The 19,873-nt window shown below is 38.7% G+C and carries 8 protein-coding genes; 7 read left to right on the top strand and 1 reads right to left on the bottom strand.

The window, feature by feature from the left end; all coding sequences use genetic code 11:
* Window positions 1–104 precede the first annotated feature (104 nt).
* The 3 genes from ACJJIC_RS19660 (at window position 105) to ACJJIC_RS19650 (ending at window position 9,247) form a co-directional block, all read left to right on the top strand.
* Window positions 105–866 (top strand): O-methyltransferase, encoded by a 762-nt coding sequence (locus ACJJIC_RS19660; protein WP_444908842.1) that lies wholly within the window; start codon window positions 105–107, stop codon window positions 864–866.
* A gap of 529 nt (window positions 867–1,395) precedes the next feature.
* Window positions 1,396–6,264 (top strand): hypothetical protein, encoded by a 4,869-nt coding sequence (locus tag ACJJIC_RS19655; RefSeq protein WP_445357709.1) that lies wholly within the window; start codon window positions 1,396–1,398, stop codon window positions 6,262–6,264.
* Between the two features lie 91 nt (window positions 6,265–6,355).
* Window positions 6,356–9,247 (top strand): glycosyltransferase, encoded by a 2,892-nt coding sequence (locus ACJJIC_RS19650; protein WP_444908844.1) that lies wholly within the window; start codon window positions 6,356–6,358, stop codon window positions 9,245–9,247.
* Between the two features lie 1,785 nt (window positions 9,248–11,032).
* On the opposite strand, the gene ACJJIC_RS19645 is transcribed toward ACJJIC_RS19650, so the two are convergent.
* On the bottom strand, window positions 11,033–11,440 hold the full coding sequence (locus ACJJIC_RS19645; RefSeq protein WP_444908845.1) for a transposase: 408 nt from the start codon (window positions 11,438–11,440) through the stop codon (window positions 11,033–11,035).
* A gap of 617 nt (window positions 11,441–12,057) precedes the next feature.
* On the opposite strand from ACJJIC_RS19645, the gene ACJJIC_RS19640 reads away from it, so the two are divergent.
* The 4 genes from ACJJIC_RS19640 to ACJJIC_RS19625 all read left to right on the top strand — a co-directional run bounded on the left by ACJJIC_RS19640 (window position 12,058) and on the right by ACJJIC_RS19625 (window position 19,738).
* Complete coding sequence (locus ACJJIC_RS19640) at window positions 12,058–14,262, top strand: glycosyltransferase family 2 protein (RefSeq protein WP_445357708.1); 2,205 nt, start codon at window positions 12,058–12,060, stop codon at window positions 14,260–14,262.
* A 706-nt stretch (window positions 14,263–14,968) separates the two neighbouring features.
* Window positions 14,969–16,741, top strand: coding sequence for an SLC13 family permease (locus ACJJIC_RS19635; protein WP_444908847.1), 1,773 nt, complete (start codon window positions 14,969–14,971; stop codon window positions 16,739–16,741).
* Between the two features lie 34 nt (window positions 16,742–16,775).
* Window positions 16,776–17,696 carry a glycosyltransferase gene (locus ACJJIC_RS19630; RefSeq protein WP_444908848.1) on the top strand — a complete coding sequence of 307 codons (921 nt, stop codon included), beginning with the start codon at window positions 16,776–16,778 and terminating at the stop codon, window positions 17,694–17,696.
* A 29-nt stretch (window positions 17,697–17,725) separates the two neighbouring features.
* Window positions 17,726–19,738 (top strand): capsule polysaccharide biogenesis protein, encoded by a 2,013-nt coding sequence (locus tag ACJJIC_RS19625; protein WP_445357707.1) that lies wholly within the window; start codon window positions 17,726–17,728, stop codon window positions 19,736–19,738.
* Window positions 19,739–19,873 lie beyond the last annotated feature (135 nt).

Below are 19,873 nucleotides of genomic sequence, written 5' to 3'. Positions count from 1 at the left end.
TTACAAACCAAAGCTTTATGAATACATGGCATTATCCAGTTCACCATTTGGGATGATATCATTCATCTTAATACTCATGAAACTCTGAGGGGTTATCTACCATTATGTCTGAAACTCAAATGGATACCCTGAATGAGTTAATGGAAAAAATAGAAAGTAAGATCTGTGTGGTTGGTAACGAAAATTCTAATAAGTTCACCCGAGATCTTATTAGGGTTCAGGATCGGCTTTATATGCAATTAGAGGCCCTTAGCTGGCTACAGCAACGGTTATCTATTAAGGGACAGTTGCCACCACTGAGAGGTTGGGCTACATCTCCAGATATTTTACTAAAGCTCCATACTCATATTATGACACACCGTCCAAAAGTGATTGTTGAATTTGGTAGTGGAGCCTCTACATTAGTAATGGCAGACGCACTGCGTCAAAATGGACTTGGCAAGCTAATCTCTATTGAACATAGTATTCACTATGGTAAGCAGACACAATCTGCTCTCGAAAGAGAGTTTCTGCAATCATGGGTAGATCTTCGCATTGGAGACTTAGAAGTCTGGAATGGGGAACATCTGCATAAAAATGATAATATTGTCATGCCTTTACTCTGGTATCCTCTATCACTATTAAAAGGGATTGAATTTGTAGATCTAGTTTTGGTTGACGGGCCTCCTGGTGCCACATGTCGGCATAGCCGCTACCCTGCACTACCAGCTTTGTCAGATAAGCTATCGTCTAAGGCTGAAATATGGATGGACGATACTATCCGTAAAGAAGAGCGAGATATCTGTGAACAGTGGTCGAAGAAATACGGTTTAATTTTGGAATACTATCCAATGGAAAAAGGCTTGGGCCGTCTTATTTCACCATAATAAAATTACCCGCCAAAGGAAAATTTTCTTTTGTCATAAGTAAAACCAAGTGAGATACTTGCTACTTCTGTTTTTTAGTGGATATAAATATAAAATTTGAATGTGCCATACATTTACGGATGAGAGAAATTTAAACATATATTGTTGTCGCATATTACATTCATAAGATTCAATTATTTTAATATGAGCAATAGCTAGGTAATTTAGTCTTCATGACCTCTAAATTAATCTTTAGATTTATATATGTAAGGATATTAAAACTAACTTGACTGTTGGCGGTTGTTTGTTCCAACTATTTTGTGTGTTTTTATTAATTTTAAGAATCACAACATATTTAAATTTTTTCTCTGAATATTTGTTAAGAATACAGGTTCAATAAGAACATTAAGTTAACAAAAATATTTTTGCTTGACATGCTGATGTTTTTAATTTTTTCAATTGTATGTATTAGTCACCTATAAAGCATTTATTGTTACAAATCTAATGTATCTTTTAAGAAGTACACTAGGCCGATAAGGGAACTATTGAAATGCAATCTGATCTGGCGTTAAAACCCGCAATAAATAACTTGGCCCAAAGTTCAATGTTTTGGGCGCCAACTTTTCTTCGTAAATCCTTATGGTTAGAGCATGTTCCCTTTCTATTTTGGTTGATGGAGGCACACCAGCCAAGGATTTCAATGACCTTAGGATTGGAGACTGGTGTTGCTCATCTTGCACTTTGTCAAGCTGTTCAAAGACTGAGAATGGAGACGCGTTGTTATGTGACTTATCCACAAGTTGTGAATGATCTAGATTCTTCAAGTTTTGAAGCTATAAATTTCAATGATCAGAACTATGATAGTTTCTCTCTTAGGCTAGATAGTAGCCTGCTAAAAGCTGCTAGTCAGTTTGAAGATAGAACTATTGATCTTCTCTTAGTGAATCCCACTGAGGAAGAGGATCTAGATGGCTTATTAACACGTTGGAAGTCAAAACTCTCTCCCTACGGAATACTGCTTATACCAGGTGTTTCAAAATTGGCACCAAACTGTGAAATTAATCATGTCTTTCAAGAATTTTCAAAAGAATATCCAACTTTTACATTTCATCATGGCGAAGGGTTGGGTGTTGTTTCTGTAGGTGGAGAATTAGGCCCTCTAATGACTAATTTGTTTGATAGGGTTGATTCAAATTCATCCTTGCAAGTAGTCAGAGATGTTTTTGCCCGTCTGGGCAGGACTTGTAAAGATGCATTACAGGCTAAAGAATATCAACAAAAAGCTGAAATATTGGAGACCAATTTAGGCGAGCAAGAGACTAAATTGAAGCGGTTGGGGGCAGATTATGGAAATGCTCAGATTCAACTGGACTCTAAAAAAAGAGAGTTGGAAAATTTTAGCCTGCGCATGGAGAAAATTGTTGAACAAAACGCTCATGAGCGTGGCCAATTGGCTGAGAGAGTCAGTGTTTTACAGGAGTTCCGTGATGATCTGAAACTTGAAGTTGAAAAACTACGTCAGAGGCTAGATGAACAATACCAACAAGTAAATGAGCGTAATCAACAACTTTTACAATTTCATGCAGAAGGTATTGAGCTGAGACAAGAGTTAACAAAATATCAAGTACGTTCAGAATATAGCACTGAAGAAAAGAACAAAGTTCAGTCTGAGCATCAACGGCTGAAAGAGTTGTTTAAGCAGCAAAAAGACGAATCTGAAAAATTATCAACAAATATCAAGGATTTAGAGAATAGGCTTTCCTTAAAGGATGAGTTATTAAAACAATTAAAAGATGAGGGCATTAAAAATCTTGCAGAGATTAACTCACGAAAAGAGGAGTTAACTAAGCAAGATGAGAAGCTGCAAGCTATAAAACATGAATTAACAAGTGAACGGGATTCCCACAAAAAAAAAGACAATGAGGTTGCAGCTTTAAAGCTAAAGCTTGAGGAGAATGAAAAAACAAAAATAGAACTCCAAGACGTTATCTCTAAGAACGATGAAACATTAAATGCACAAAAATCTATAAATGATGTTCTAAAAACAGATTTATCAATTCAGGAACAGAAGCAAAAAAAGATTCAAACCAGAGCTGAAAAACTAGAGAAAGAGCTAGAAGAAGTTTTATGCCAATCTGTTAATGCCGGAGCTTCTAAAAAAGAACTTGAGCAAAATTTGAAAAAATTACAGGCAGAAGAACAGATTAGAGTTCAGCTCCAGAAAAACTATTCAGAATTGGAAGCTAAATTTTCTGAAATTAAAGCTAAATACGATGTTAATATACGGGACAAGAAAAAGTTTGATGAAGAGCAACTAAAATTTCAGGAAGAAAAACGGATCAGGGAGAAAGCTGAAGAAAGTGTTTTGAAGCTTGAAAAGAATCTCGCTGATGTTATCAACAAGTCTAAAACTATTGACTTAGCCAAGAATAAGTTTGAAGAACAGGTCCTTAAGTTAAAGGGTGAAGAACAACTTAGGAAGCAGGCACAAGACCAAGTTTCTCAACTGGAAAAAAACCTATCTCAAGCTAGGAAAGATTCGGCCAGTATTACTTTAGAGAAGAAGAAGCTTGAAGAAAAAATACAGAGTTTAGACGGGGAGCAAAAGCTTAGAAAGCAAGTACAAGACTGTTTAGTTCAGTTAGAAAAAAACCATACTGAACTTGTTAAAAAATCAGAGAGTACATCTTTAGAAAACAAAAATCTTCAAGATCAGCTAAAGAAATTAAGCGAAGAACAAAAGCTTAAACAAATGGCTCAAGACCATGTTTCCAAGCTTGAGAAAAATATTGTTGAGTTGAAAAAGGCCTCTGACCTTCATGCTAAAGAAAAGATAACATTAGTAGAGCAGGTGAATTCTCTAAAGGAAGAGGAGCAGTTAAGAAAGCAGACGCAAGACCAATTATCTCAACTAGAAAATAATCTAGCTCAAGCTAAGAAAGATTCGGATAGTATTTCTTTAGAGAAGAAGAAGCTTGAAGAAAAAATGCAAACTTTACAAGGGGAGCATAATCTAAAAAAGCAAGCGCAAGACCGTTTGGTTCAGCTGGAAAAAAAACATGCTGAACTTGTTAAAAAATCAGAGAGTACGTCTTTAGAAAATAAAGAGCTTCAAGATCAGCTAAAGAAATTAAGCGAAGAGCAAAATCTTAGGAAAGTGGCTCAAGACCATGTTTCTAAACTTGAGAAAAGCATTGTTGAGTTGAAAAAGGTTTCTGATAATCATGCTCAAGAAAAGATATTATTAGTAGAGCAGGTGAATTCCCTAAAGGGTGAGAAGCAGTTAAGAAAGCAGGCCCAAGATAGTGTGGTTCAACTTGAGAAGAGTCTCTCCGATTTAGGTAAAAATTCAGAAAGTATTTCTGCTGAGAATAAAATACTTCAAGAACATCTGGATAAATTAAAGCGCGAGAACCAGTTGCTTCTTGACTCGAAAGAGCGGTCGACGCAACTGGAGAAAAAAGTTTCCGACCTTGTGAGAAATTTAGAAAATGAATCCAGAGAAAAAGTTGCTTCTGAGTTTAAGGTTAAGAAATTAGAGAAGGAAAAGCTTCAGTGGAATGAGGTAAAAAGCAATTCAGAAAAATTGCATAAAAATATAGAAGATATTGAATTTAAGCTTAAAGTTTCTTATTCAGAGAAGGCACAGTTGTTGCAACGAACACAGAAGCTAGAGCAAGAGCATAGAAAATGGAAAGAGACCCGAGATCGTGCTGAGAAGCTAGAAAGTACTCTTGCTGAAATGGAATCTAACTATAAGAAAATATCCTCTGAAAAAAATCAACTGTTCACTCAGTTGGATTCTCTCAATAAGGAAAAAGAAATCTGGCACAAAGCACAAGAACGGGCTAAGAAAGTTGAATCAAATTTGATTGATCTACAAAGTAAGTTTAATGCTGCAGATCAAGAAAAAATAAAAATTGAACAAAAGCTCCACGTATTCGAGGAAGCTCAGAAACAGTGGCTACAGACTCAGGAGTATGCCGAAGAACTTGAGCGGAACCTTGCGAAAGCAGAAAGTAAATTAGAAGCTGCCTTAATTGAAGAAGGCGAGCTTAATGAGTGGATACAAGCTCTAGAAGAGGAAGAGCATAGAAGAAAAACAGCACAAGATCTCACTGAAAAATTAGAGTTGGATCTAGAGGAGCTCGAGGAAAAATCAAGTGTTATTTTTGATGAAAAAATTAAACTTGAAGACAGGGTTTTGCTATTAGAACAGGAAATCTTGGAGGTTCAAAAAAAATGTGAGAGTAAAGACTTGGAAAAATCAGAGTTGGAAATTAGGGTCGGTGTTCTTCATGATGAGTGGCAGAAAGCACAAAATACTGAAAAACAATATAGGAATGAAGCCGATCAATTCAAGAAAAGGATTGATGAGATCAAATCAGATAAGAGTTTATTCCAGGGTAAAAGCCAAAAACTGGCTCAGGAATTAATTGAAAAAGAGTCTTTATTAAAGAATAGTTCTAATAAGATATCAAATCTTACTGAGTTGTTAGCTATTTCTGAAAAACAGAAGGCGGATTTAGAGTCTAATTATGAAGAAAAGAACCTTAATTTAAATAACAAGATAAAAAATCTTGAGAATGAATTGATAGATCGAAACAATAAGCTCGTTGAGTTTAAGGAATCTCATGATCGACAAGAGGTGGCTTTTGAACATTTGAAAAAAGATTTATCGACAAAAAATATGCACTCTCAAAAAAGTCAAGAACGTGTGCTTCTGCTGGAAAAATCACTTAAGTCTACTGAAGAGAATCTAAGACAAGCTCGACAAGAAAGACAAGAAATAGAAAAATCACGTGAGGAACTAAGTTCTCGATGTAAGAGTTTAGACCAAGGACTGAAGTCCGTAGAAAATGAACGGGATACACTTTTGCAATCGAAACAACAGTTACAGCTCCGTATTCAATCTTTAAAGTCGGATCTAGCTGGTGCAAAAGGGGCTGTCGATGAACGTTTTAAAGAACTTTCATTACTGACTCGTTTATTGGAAGAAAAAGAAGAAGAAATGACTAGTCTTCGTATGAAGATAGATGGAAACCTTGACCAGTGCTTAACTGAGGTAGAGCAGGTTGGCAGTAAAAAGAGCCTTCAGGTTGCTATTCCTTTTAGTAAACGCGCGAAAAAAATGCGTAAGCAGAAAAAAGATTTAGATCAAATTACTCAATCAGGTTTGTTCAATGCTGAATGGTACTTAAACTCCTATCCGGACATAGCAGAAGATAAAAACTCAGCATGCAATCCAGCATTACATTACTTAAATCTTGGTGCCTTCGAGGGGCGTAACCCAGGGCCTGATTTTGATAGTCAGTGGTACCTTGATAGTAATCCTGATGTTAAAGATAGCGGATTTAATCCTTTGATCCACTACATCTCTATGGGAAAGGATGAGGGCCGACAGCCACTACCCTGTTGAGTTATTCTATCCTGTGTTTTGTATCAAACGCTTGTTTCGTATGCTAAAAGGCAAACTTTCAAAATCCTATTCTACGAGGAATGAGGATCTTTTGATTACTGCCGAACAGTTCGACTCGGATTGGTATCTCAAAACCTACCCAGATGTTGCCGCTGCAGGAGTCAACCCTTGGATTCACTATGTTAACTATGGTAGATTTGAGGGGCGACGCCCCTTTCAAAATCGAGTTATGGCATGGGAATATCATCTGTGGAGGGGAGGCGATAGAATACTTTTGCCTCGCCTAGAGCATTTTCTATTAGAGACCAATTCAATAGAACAAGAGCGTCAATATGCAGCCTGGACCATAGCACGTTGGTATGCCGTACATAATGAGTGGGTGAAGGTGTTGAACTCTCTTCAACTGCTTCTAACTTCTCATCATTACTATCCTTCTCATGCCGGTCCCTATCTACTATTATTGGAAGCTGCATTACAATGTAATCATTGGAATATAGCGAAGAAAACGTTTGAATTATTTTCTCGACGTTTTGGAAGTAAGATTGATGTATCTCTTGCAGAGATTAATTTAATTTCTTTCAGAATCATTAACGGTTTTGTCAATAGAAACCAAGACGAATCTCGTTTAACAATACTGAACAGAGTTTTTTTACAGCATGGGCTATATGCTCTGGATGAAAAATGTAATGCTACTCTAAATCTCGATTCTCTCTATCTGATAAAATCATTACCTATTGCTAAAAATTGTGAGGAAGCGAAAGTATCGGTGATAGTTCCTGTTTATAATGCGGAACGGACTCTAATTACGGCACTTCGTTCATTGAGTGAGCAAACTTGGCGAAATTTGGAAATTTTGATTGTTGATGATGCCAGTGAAGATAACACTTGGCAATTAATGCAAAATTACGTAATAAATACTTCTTTACGCCCTGGTATAGTAATTAGATTGCTACGTCATAACAAAAATTTAGGAACCTATGCCGCTCGTAATACAGGACTTTCTGTTGCAGAAGGTGACCTAATTACAACTCATGATAGCGATGATTGGTCACACCCTCAAAAGATCGAATATCAGGCTAACACCCTATTATCTAATCCTGATAAAGTTGCCTGTACCTCTCATTGGGTACGGACCACTGAAAATTTTCTTTTTTCGCACTGGAGATTGGAGGATAGTTGGGTTTATCGCAATATTTCTTCTTTAATGTTTCGTCGCTCAGTTTTTAACGCACTGGGCTATTGGGATAGGGTTTCTGTTAATAGTGATACTGAGTATTACTTAAGAATTATCAAATATTTTGGGGAGGATGCTTTAACCGAAATTTTACCCGGGGTACCTCTTAGCTTTGGTCGTATTCACAAGGATTCTTTAAGTCTTTGTGAGGAGACCCACCTTATTACACGTTATTATGGGGTTAGAAAAGACTATGAGGATGCAGCTAGGCGCTGGCATTCAGAAATTAAGTCCCTAAATGATCTTTATTTACCTGAAATACCCAAGGTTAGGCCTTTCCAGGCTCCCTACGTAATCGGTACCACCGGAAAAATTGAAAATTTATTTAACCCTATGGATCTGGTACAGCAGTCTGGTTATTTTGATCCTGCGTGGTATTTGGAGCAGTACCCAGATTTGCAAGATGCACCGGTAGATCTATTTGAACATTATTGGAAGGTGGGATCTACGGAGGGGAAGGATCCAGGCCCATTGTTTAGTACCTCTTACTATGAGTATCGCTTCCCTCAGGCCAGGGCGGCAAATTTACCGGCATTGCTCCACTTTTTAACTGTGGGCCGTGTACAAGGATTAAAATCTCTGGATGTAATACCTGGAAATCAAGTTCAGCGTTCTGGAGCACCGAATCTATTAATATGTGCACACCAGGCTGGCAAGCACTTATATGGAGCAGAACGTAGCTTACTAGATGTGCTTAAAGTCTTAAACGAATTGGGAGTAAACCTATTTGTTGTATTACCAAGCGCTATCAATATTGACTATGTTGAGTCTATTAAGTCTAAGGCAGTAGCACTTACAGTTATACCCTATGGCTGGTGGAAGGCTGGGCGAAGTATTAATTCCCATACTCTGGAAGAGTTTAAGAACCTGATCAAGAGATTTGATATTCGTGCTGTTTATGCCAATACATTAGTTCTTGATGAACCGTTGATAGCAGCTCAACAGCTAAATATCCTTAATATTGTGCATGTACGAGAGCTACCATTCGCAGATGAGGCACTTTGTTGGGTTTTGGGCGCGGGTCCTGAATTAATCACTGATCGAGTGCGTAAATTAGCAGACATTGTTTTAGTTAACTCTCTGGCCGTAGAGCGAGAAATAGCTTCAAGTAACACTGTTGTGGTACCAAATATAGTGAATGTCTCCAAATTTGTGTCTATTCAGTCTCCTGTTGCTCCTGACAATAAGCTTATTACCATTGCCCTTATTAGCAGTAACTTACCCAAGAAGGGACTAGCAGATTTTGTTGAATTAGCTGATATACTTGAGCAACGGGAGATTCCCGTAATTTGTAAATTGATTGGCCCAGAGACTGAGTATATTAAGTCTTTACAAATTCAGAAGCGCAATGGTGAGGTAGCAAAATGCTTAGAATTTAATAACTATACAGCCTACCCATGGCAAGCGTTATCCAATGTGGATATCGTGGTGAATTTATCAAATTTTCAGGAGTCATTCGGGCGTACTGTATTGGAGGCAATGGCTGCAGGGTTACCAGTTGTTGCATATCACTGGGGGGCTCTACCAGAGCTAATAGTCAATGGAAAGACTGGCTTCCTGATTCCATTTAAAAATTTAAATTCTGTAGCTGACAGAATAATTGAATTAGTTCAGAGTAAGGACCTACGTCTGAATTTTGGTAAAGCGGGTCGTATGCATGCAAGAAAATACTTTAGTGAAACCGTATTGCGTGATCGATTAAAAACAGTACTATCGAAGATAGCTGAACAGACATCTTTGCCGCAATAAAATATTTGGCTTACTAACGACACTTAGAGGCTTATTAATAGAAGATATATTTCATATCCATCTAACTAGTCCGATTACTAACTGCGTAGGTATGCTTCGCAATTTTTTGACCAGAAAAACACTGTTAATTTGAATTGCTTAATGTTCTGGCTAGATTTTTTCGGCTGAGATCCAAAAAGTTATTTTATCGAAATATACCTCTATGTCAAATCTAAAACGAAAATTATTTTTTATTGCGCTAAAAACATTAATACTGCTAATTAATTAGTTGTTTTGAACGATAATGAAGGTATTTTGCGGAGTGTTTCTCTGCTTAAGTTTTTATATCCTACAATGTGTCAATTAATAAAAGATAAAGGTACATTAAGTCTCAGAAAAATGCTTTTGATGTTATCATATGGATTCTTCCTAGGAGCTGCGAATTGATTTGTGTATTCGCGTATTCGCGTATGGACTGCCTATGGTACTTGTTAATGGATCAGTGGTTCCTGATATATTATTTTTATATCAAATGGTTAACCTCTACAGTGAGTATGTTCTAAAGTTATCTCGGGAAAAGCTGAAGTTAGTAGTCTGGAAAAATATGCAAATATCAAAATTGGATTTACTTAAAGTTGTGGCTTGTATTTTTACAAAATAGTTCATTTTTATCCTATTACTACGCTTGTAAAACACCCAGTTAAAATTTCAGTATTGATGAATTCTTCGGGAATGCATTCCAAGGCTTGTATCCTTGAAAATGGTAAGTTTATGAAATATGCCCTAATCTCTATACAAGAGAAAATATTTTAATCGATATATAACATTAAAGCTGGATTAAATATAATAATTTCCTCTGTAATATAAAATTTATGAGTGATACATAAAGTTACTGTTTGGTATTTGATGGGGGATTGATATTTAATCTTTCACCCTCTTGTATCGTATTTTATTATATGACTTTTGCTTACAGCCAAGCCGTCTTACATACCCTCCGGAAATATATATTTCTCTTAAGCCTCCTGAAAAAGCCCGAAATCTTTTTAAATCGAGCAAATATTGTTTTTTTAACAATATTCTTAAGCAATAAGGTATCAGCTAAAAAATAATTATAAAAGTTGTTCCCTTAAGATAGAAGAAAATATGCCAAGATAGATTATACTTAAATTAAACAGTACAAAATGTCAGGTCTGATTTTTATGTTTAATATCATACTTTTTATAAGTAGAGAGTTATAATGAGTTTTCAATATTAACTAGATGCGAGCACTCTGATTTCAATTTTTGTTGAAAATATTTCTTTTTCGATGTTCTTCGCTGGATGTTAATTTGTTTCTTATTTATTTTTGATTTGACTTTAAGTGAATGCAGCTATGAGAGTTAATTATTACACGGGCTCTTAATTAATTACAGCTTCATTGATAAGCAAATATTATTGGGATGTTTATTGATCGATTTGTGGGTTGACAGCGGAAATAGCTTCCATCACTAGAAGCTATTTCATAACTTCTTTATCGTAATTAACATGCATGCAATATAGAAAAAAGCACGATAAGTGGACAAATATCGCTCCCATCTAACAACCAAACGGTGGTAATTTCCCAACCACGCAAAAGTCCGCTCAACTTCCTAACGGCGAGTATACCTTCTAAGCTTCCTACCATCCAGCCTTGAGGCTTTTTTCCTATTTCTCCTATGTGGACAGATAAGGTCGATTCCACGACTTAACAGCCTATCTCGAAGTGAATCAGACTCCGCCGCTTTATCATAAACTAAGCGATGGATCTTTGTATTTTTATACGTAACATCAAGTAATGGGTGTAATAACTTTACTTCTGCTGGTGAGGCCGAAGTAATTTGGTTTCCCCGACTTCGAAGCCCCCTTTTTTGCTGGTGCAAAGCTGCCATAAGAAAAGACCTCCTCCCAGTTAAGTAAAGACTGTTGATCCACCAGCTCCAGGAATCTTCTCCATGCCTGTAACCAAGCTCCATGATCTTCCCAAAATTGAAGCCTTCTCCAGCATGTACTCGGTGATGGATAGTGTGAGGGAAGATCTTTCCATCGCGCTCCAGAACGCAAAACCCACAGGATGCCTTCAAAACAGGCTCGATTATCAATGGGTTTTGGGCCTCCCTTTCCTCGTTTTAACTCAGGAAGACAAGGTTCGATCAATCTCCATTGATCATCGGTTAACTCTGACTTGAATCGGCTCACTATTACTGGACTTTTTTCTCTGTAATTGCGAGATAAGTTATGAAACAGCCTCTAGTAACATTCTCGAATTTTTAGTTAGAAGCCCTTTAGAGTCGATTGTGGCATAAAATTCCTCATAAAGTTTTTATGGTGATTTATGTTTATACTTGATTGCTGGTCCATAGAGGGTGATTGGTTTTGTCGTGCTTTGTATTCAATCGAACACTCTATTTGTCTCTGATATAAAGGGTATTAGATAGATGGCAGCTCAAATAATTATAAATATTAAGGTTGACAATTAATTTTGACGCTTAAAAGATGGTTGTTAATAATCTTATTTTTTGTTATATCGACATCATATTATATTTAAAAAAATTATATAGTCGGCCTAAGTGTTATGGAAAAAATGTTAAGTTGGTATTTCTGGCATCCATTTTTACCTCCCGGTTTTTGTATGACTTTTCTTAATGATTTGAGTTGTAAAATGATCCATGGAACTTTTTCTGCAGTTAATTCGCCCAAGAATTATCAATCTCTTTGGGTTTTTTTGTGAATAATTATTAATAATATTTTAAAGTTAATACGCAGTATTAGCCTGAGATGCATAGTTCATATAATGGGAGCTTGTGGGGATGTATATGGAGTCTAAACATTTAAGAATTACTGTTCCTCATTTTACTAGATACGACCTACGACCATTGTTGCGGCCGCTTCAAGGCATCAAAATCAATAAAAGTATTGATGGTTGTATTATTGGAAAATCTACCTCTCGTCAATCTAAATTTTCTATTACTAATGGTGAGTTTTCTCGTGGTTGGTACATGGTAGAAGTTTTAATTGAGTCGGATCATAGCTACTTAGACTCTAGTTTTATACTTCAACATCAAGGTCGACGAAGGTCCCAATATCTTCGTTTGCCTGTTCGTAATGGGCGTATATCCAAGCGTTTGCTTTGGTTTGCCAGGGGAGGAGAGGAACTACAATTTTCTCCTGCTCAAACTGAGTGCAAATTTACCATTCGCCAATTAACCCTTGTTCGTGTGTCGTTACTTTTTGCTCGTGATCGAATGCGTTCACGACTCAAACGCCGCCAATTACAAGTGCCATTCAGGCTCACAAATCGCTGGGCTTGTTACGATGCCACATTTAGACCAGCTGGGGTGCGGGTTTCTTATAGAGATTGGGTTAATAAAATAGAACCAACGTTTTGGCCCGATTCGCTTGATTCCTCTGATAAAGTTAAATTTTTATTGTTAATGCCCATTAATAAAAGTGACTCCCTGGACTCTATTAGAAGTACCATAGATTCTATTCTGGACCAAGATTATAAAACTTGGAAATTGTTTATTTTGCTTTCAGATGACATTAAAAGAGACACTTTTAATGTGCTTGATGAAATTGTGAGTGTAAATAATCAAATTAAATGGTTTGATAAATCTATATCTATAAATCAATTTTCAAATCTTATTTCTTTTGATACTTATCAACTTTTATGTCCTCCGCGTGCATCACTTGCCTCCAAAGCACTCACTTGTCTACAGTATGTCTTGCAGAGCAAGCCGCATGCAAAACTAATCTATGCGGATGAGGATTTTCTTAATGAAGCTGGGAAAAGATGTCTGCCTGATTTCAAGCCTGCTTGGAATCCTGATCTTTTCTTTTCAAGAAATTATATTGGTGAATTTGTCCTTTTTGCTCCCGGCTTGGTAGAGTTCTCTGAAATTTATAAATTATTTTCTGAAGAGGCATGGGATTATTCGTTATTTCTCCTGGCTTTACGAAAGATAAAGAAACCGCAACGGGAAATTATCCATGTTCCCAGAGTCCTTTTTCACAGGCAGAAATCCTTTGATAATACAAGCTATCTACAAAAGAGCCAGCATATTTTAAAGGCGTATTTAAATGATGTAGGACGTAGGAATGTTGAAGTAAAGGCTATTAAAAATCATAAGGTACTTAAAGTTCGTTGGCCTCTTCAAAAAGAAGAACCCCTGGTTTCTCTTTTGATCCCCACTCGAGATATGTTATCGATACTTCGTCAATGCATCGAAAGTATTGTTTGTCGGACCATCTATAGAAACTACGAAATACTGGTTCTGGATAACCAAAGTGTTGATCCGAAAACACTAAAATATTTGTCTGCGTTGAAAAGATATCCCAATGTTAGGGTACTTAAGTACGATGCACCTTTTAATTACTCGGCAATCAACAACTTTGGCGTCCAACATGTTCGTGGTGATATCATAGGCCTGATAAACAATGATATCGAAGTGATTTCTCCTGACTGGCTGAATGAAATGGTTTCCCATGCCTTAAGGCCAGATATAGGCTGTGTTGGTGCCAAATTGTATTATGGTGATGGCCGTATACAACACGCTGGTGTCGTTATTGGTCTGGGGCGATTAGCAGGTCATGCTCATAAGTTCTATCATCGCCATGAAGAAGGATATATGAATCGTCTGATGTGTACACAAAATTTCTCCGCGGTTACAGCGGCTTGCTTAGTGGTACGCAAGAGTATTTATGAAACTGTTGGTGGGTTAGACGAAGAACATTTTGAGGTGGCTTTCAATGATGTTGATTTCTGTTTGAAGGTTAAGGAAGCTGGTTATCGTAATTTATGGACGCCTTGGGCAGAAATGTATCACCATGAATCTATCAGTCGCGGTATTGATAATACGCCAACAAAACGGGCTCGATTTGATCGTGAGGCAATGAGTTTGAAGACACGGTGGTCTACAGATGAGGGAAAAGACCCTTACTACAGTCCATTCTTGACTCACACAAGAGAGGATTTTTCTCTAGGACTAAATGAGAGAACAAAAGCCCCTTTGTGGCGTTGAATGATAAAATCCGACGACAAATGTCAGGGGGTTATGGTTTGCTCGGTTGCTTGTCTGTCAAGACCGAAAAATTTATTCTGACTATAGTATTTGAGTAGCTACTCAGGATGTAAAGCGCTCCAGTTTAGGAGTACGAAAAAACTGAAAGAAAGCTCGATGAGGGTTAAACTAAAATTTAGGATTTGTTTTAAGCTTCTAAGTCTTTTGTAGATGTAATATCAGTTTGTCCTATATCTCAGGTTGACCGAATATGCCGGCTCTATAGAGCTGACCCCCTAAATCGCTCGATCACGAGATGAGTAAGTTCCCAGCTATCAATAAGATTTTGTATATATGATAGTATATAGATTAATAGCTGATACTCCCTATCATACAGCCGCTTTCATACTCATTGCCAAATTTCATATGAGGTTTTAATGAGTGTTCACGGACGAAATCAATTTATCCTATGATGACCCTCTGGGTTGGTATATTGCTTTATGTGGTTATGTTTTAACCAGATTGTAACTTTTGCGGTGAGAATCATGTTTGCGGTATTGAGAACCGGCTCCCTTATTAGTCTCTCTAAGGAGTTCTCTGAATAACGTGACGGTATGAACTCCTTTGATAGAAGAGCTGAGTTAATCTCGAGGATGGGGGATAAGCTAATCGTTGGGTGTTGGCAACAGATTTAGTATAGTTTGCCTTTGCCAAAGATATCTATCAGGTGAAGTATCTACCTAGGTTACCAGAGCGACACTCCAACTTTATGACTTTCTCCCAATTCTTTGTTGCCGGCACTTTCGTTCTAGTTATCTTTACCTTGATTTTTAGTCGCGTTCGTCCCTCTCTGGTTTTTGCCTCTGCTGCTACTGTATGTTTTTTGACCGGTTTGGTTCCAGCCGAGTCGGTGCTACAAAAAGCGGTTAACCCTGGCTTGGTGACATTGGTCGTGTTACTACTAATCTCTATTGGTTTGGAGAAAGCACGCTGGCTCAGGGCGATCTCTGATGGATTGATCGGTGGTAGGTTGAAATCCAGCTTACTAAGACTTACTTGTGCTACAGCCTTGAGCTCTGCTTTTTTAAATAATACAGCTATTGTCGCGGCGTTGGCATCCAGCGTTAAGGCTCAGAAGCGCCACCCCTCAGGCAAGCTGCTGTTGCCGTTATCTTATGCGGCTATTCTCGGTGGTACGCTGACACTGATAGGTACCTCCACAAATTTGATTGTGAATAGCTTTGTTCTGGATAGGGGGGAAGCGTCACTGGACTTTTTTGCTTTCCTACCTATTGGTAGTGCTGCGGTTGTGGTCGGGCTGGTAGTATTGTTTCTATGCAATCGTCTGCTCCCTGAAGGAGGCACTGTAGAGGAGGAGGCGGCTCAATATTTGTTGGAGGCTGAAGTCACTCCCGCTTCACCGTTGGATGGTCGTAGTGTCGAGCAAAACAATTTGCGCCAACTGGAAACACTTTACCTAATCGAGATTGTCCGTGGAGGGCAGAGTATTAGCCCTGTGGCCCCCACCGAACTTATTCGTAGTGGTGACAAGCTGATTTTTAGTGGTGATGTACGTGACATACAAAGGCTCCAGGCTATAGAGGGGCTGCATTTGTTTGCATTGGATGATGATACTCTGCATATGGACCTGACAGAGGTCGTTCTAACTCCCAATTCCAGTATCGTCGGTGAAACCTTAAAAAGTTGTCAGTTTCGAACTCGTTTCGATGCAGCCGTGGTGGCAATGCGCCGAGGCGGAGATCGCCTGTCCGGAAAGCTTGGTGAGATTGAGCTTCAACCCGGAGATGCCTTACTTTTAGCGGTAGGACAGGATTTTAAGCACCATCGTAATATTGATAAGAACTTCTATGTAATCAGTGGTACTGATGTACAGCGCCAACTAACTTCTAGGGACAGCTGGTTACTGGGGCTGGGGTTTGCGAGTGTTGTGGCAGGATCAGCTCTGGGGTTTTTTTCACTACTAAAAGGCTTGGTGGTATTGCTAGGTTTTATGGTGATATTGAACATCGTTACTACCACTGAACTACAGCGGCGCTTTCCATTCCAGATCTGGATCATTATTGCCAGTGCGTTAGTCTTAGCAGAAGCTTTCTCCGGTAGTGGACTGGCAGATAGTCTTGCTCTGTCAATGCGAGATTCACTCCAGGGGGCCGGGCCATTTGTTGGGGTTATTGGTATTTTTTTGTTAACTCTGTTGTTAACCGAATTGATGACCAATAATGCTGCAGCGGCGCTCACATTTCCATTAGCCTGGAGTTTAGCCGATAGCTTTGGCGTTAGTTGGATGCCGTTTGTGATGGCTGTAGCCTATGGGGCCAGTGCAAGCTTCCTGACACCTTTTGGCTATCAAACTAATTTAATTGTACAAAACTTGGGTGGTTATCATTTACGTGACTTCTTACGTGCAGGCTTACCCCTCACAATTGCCTATTCAATTACAGTTTTGATACTACTGCCAATCATATTTCCTTTTAAGTGATGACCCTATATTTACCTGAACTATTGGAGTATGAATGGAAGTAGTCAGCCGTTGGATCGTTGTAGAGGAGGGGCCTAATCCCTCGACCGATTACTTTGTTATTCCCTACTTACGCAAGCTTGGGGTAAATATCAAGCGCTTGAATTTCAATGAGCTTCCTTCTGAAGGTGAGCTCAAAGGGGCGCAGCTCATTTTTGTACGTTATATTTCTCGTTCCTGGCAATCACTGATACAACAGAATTTAAGCAAGTTATCTGGCGTTTCGATATTTCTTGATGATGATTTGTTGGATTGGTCGGCCTTCGCGAGGATGCCAGTGCGCTATCAGGCCAAAATCCTGCGCTATAGCTGGTCCAAACAACGTTGGCTAAAGTCTATAGGGGCGAAATTACTGGTCTCAACTCCATTTCTACAGAGTAAATATCGGGATTGGTCCCCTGAGTTATTGTCGGCAGAGCCACTAGATCTAGATAAAGGACAGCAACTTTCTATTTTCTATCATGGATCAGCGTCCCACTATGAGGATATCAACTGGCTCTATCAAATTATTAAAGAAGTAATGGCGGAAAATCCGGATCTGAGTTTTGAGATTATTGGGGATAAACATGTAAATCGTTTATTTAGTGGTGTACCAAGAGTGCGGGTACTGTACCCTATGAAATGGCCTACTTATTTATCCTTACTGCGAAGGCCGGGACGATCTATAGGCTTAGCTCCTCTTTTGGATAGCCCCTTCAATAGGGCAAGATCCCATACCAAATTTTATGATATTACGCAGGCAGGTGCGGTGGGCATTTATGCTGAGGGGGATATCTACGGTAAGGTGGTTCGACATCAGGAGAATGGAATTCTATTACCTATGGAGCCATCACTCTGGATAGAAGGCATTTTACAATTGGCAGCTGATGATGCTTTAAGAGGAAAACTGCTGAGTGAGGCAAAAAAATGCCTGTAGTTGGGCACTGCTCTTTAGGACTTAGCAGAATGCGTACCCTAGAGCGTTTTCTTGGCGCTAAGTGTCAATATGTATTTTCCAGACCTAATAGAAACGTAAGCCAAATGGTGGGCTGGGGGCTCAAGGCTACGTCGATAAAGGCAAAGCGAATAGCCACACGGAATGGACTTCCTTACTTCTGTATTGAGGATGGTTTTTTACGCTCTCTGGGATTGGGAGTGGAGGGAGCACAAGCGCATAGTTTGGTCATGGACTATAGCGGTATTTATTACGACGCCTCTCGCCCCAGTGATCTTGAGGGCTTGATCAGTGCGAGTGATTTTAGCGTTGAAGAACTCAATAGGGCTGAAAATGGACTTCATCTTCTTCGTACCCACCGTTTGTGCAAATATAACAAATCGGTTGACATCCCCCTGGATTTAGCAGATGAGCGTCCGGCGATCCTGGTGGTAGACCAGACTTATGGTGATATATCAATAACCGCTGGGTTGGCTTCCGAGAGGCACTTCCGGGAAATGCTGCGAAGTGCGATTACTGAAAATCCAGGTGCTGAGATCTGTGTCAAAGTGCATCCTGACGTTATTTCAGGAAGAAAACGTGGTTATTTGCAAGAGCTTGCAAAGCAAAAAGGCTGTAGGATTATTGGACAGGATTTATCTCCATGGTCAATATTTGACCGCGTTGAAAAAGTCTATGTAGTTACCAGTCAGCTGGGTTTTGATGCATTGATCGCAGGTAAGGAAGTGCACTGTTTTGGTGTTCCTTTCTATGCAGGCTGGGGGCTCACAAAGGATCGCCAGCTTGTTAACAGACGCAATGTAAAACGAACACTGGCTGAAATTTTCTGTGCGGCCTATCTTCGCTATTGCCGTTATATCAATCCTTATACGGGTGTTATATGCGAATTTGAAGATACGTTGTCATTGATTTTGGAACAAAAAAGACAGTGGCAACGTTTTCAGGGGACATGGTTAGGAATTGGATTTTCCCCATGGAAACGCAGTTTTATTCCCAATTTTTTGGGGGATAAATCTAGGATTACTTTCTTCAGATCTCTTGATAGGGCTGCAATAACCAGACCTAATACCAATATTTTGGTGTGGGCTAGTAAGGTTACAGATACTTTGGTTGAGCAGTGTCAACAAAATCAATTAAATTTATGGAGAGTTGAAGATGGTTTTCTACGCTCAGCGGGTTTGGGTGCTGACTTGGTAAAACCAAGCTCATTGGTGCTGGATGCGTGTGGTATTTATTTTGATGCCCGCTATTCCAGTGATCTGGAAGTGTATCTCAATAGTGCTAGATTTTCATCGGAAAGTTTAATTCAAGCAAAAATATTGCGAGATAATTTAATAAATAAAAGAGTAACTAAATATAACATTGGTCAAGAATTGTCACCTTATGAGCTGGAGATTCCAAGGGATAAAAAAATTATTCTAATTCCCGGTCAAGTTGAGAGTGATGCTTCCATTGCCACTGGATCGCCGCTAATAAAAAGTAACTATGCTTTGTTGAAAGAGGTGAGGACAAGAAATCCTAGTGCCCATATTATCTATAAACCCCACCCAGATGTTGTTGAAGGTGCAAGAGAAGGGGGGATGCCTGTAGGTGCAAAATCCCTTTACGACAGTTTAATTGAAAAAGGTGATATTTCTCTGCTTTTGGATAAAGTGGATGAAGTGCATACCATGAGTTCACTGTGTGGTTTTGAGGCTTTGTTGCGAGAAATCAAAGTGGTAACTTATGGGCTTCCTTTTTATGCTGGTTGGGGGCTTACAGAAGATATACTTCTCAGTGCGCCAGTATATGACGCTTTCGATTTGCAGTCTTTTAAACTTCGGCGGCAAAGAGCGTTAAGTTTGGAGCAATTAATCGCTGGTACTCTACTTTTCTATCCTGTATATGTGGATCCGGTGAGCGGTGAATTTATTGATGCAAAAACCAACATTGAGATCTTGCAAAAAAACCGCAAACCCGATCAATCGGCGAGCTTTTTCTTGCAGATGTTTCGTTGGTATCGGAGTCGATTTTTAAAGTATTGAATTTCAGTTCAATACTTTTTATCTATTGATGTGGCAATAAATATAAGTCGGTTTTGAGTGTTTGATTTTGTTGGGCCTCCCTCTTTTTTGTGAGGGTTAAAACCTGCTTAGAACATATTTTAATTTGGGGAGTGT

Source organism: Microbulbifer mixtoriginis (SeqCode), assembly GCF_052468275.1.
The sequence above is the reverse complement of the archived record's forward strand: the minus strand, read 5'-3'. Positions and strand labels throughout refer to the sequence as shown.

Excerpts from the sequence above, each read along its gene's own strand:
- ACJJIC_RS19655 (WP_445357709.1), top strand. The coding sequence starts at position 1,396 with ATGCAATCTGATCTGGCGTTAAAACCCGCAATAAATAACTTGGCCCAA.
- ACJJIC_RS19640 (WP_445357708.1), top strand. The coding sequence starts at position 12,058 with ATGGAGTCTAAACATTTAAGAATTACTGTTCCTCATTTTACTAGATAC.
- ACJJIC_RS19660 (WP_444908842.1), top strand. The coding sequence starts at position 105 with ATGTCTGAAACTCAAATGGATACCCTGAATGAGTTAATGGAAAAAATA.
- ACJJIC_RS19630 (WP_444908848.1), top strand. The coding sequence starts at position 16,776 with ATGGAAGTAGTCAGCCGTTGGATCGTTGTAGAGGAGGGGCCTAATCCC.
- ACJJIC_RS19625 (WP_445357707.1), top strand. The coding sequence starts at position 17,726 with ATGCGTACCCTAGAGCGTTTTCTTGGCGCTAAGTGTCAATATGTATTT.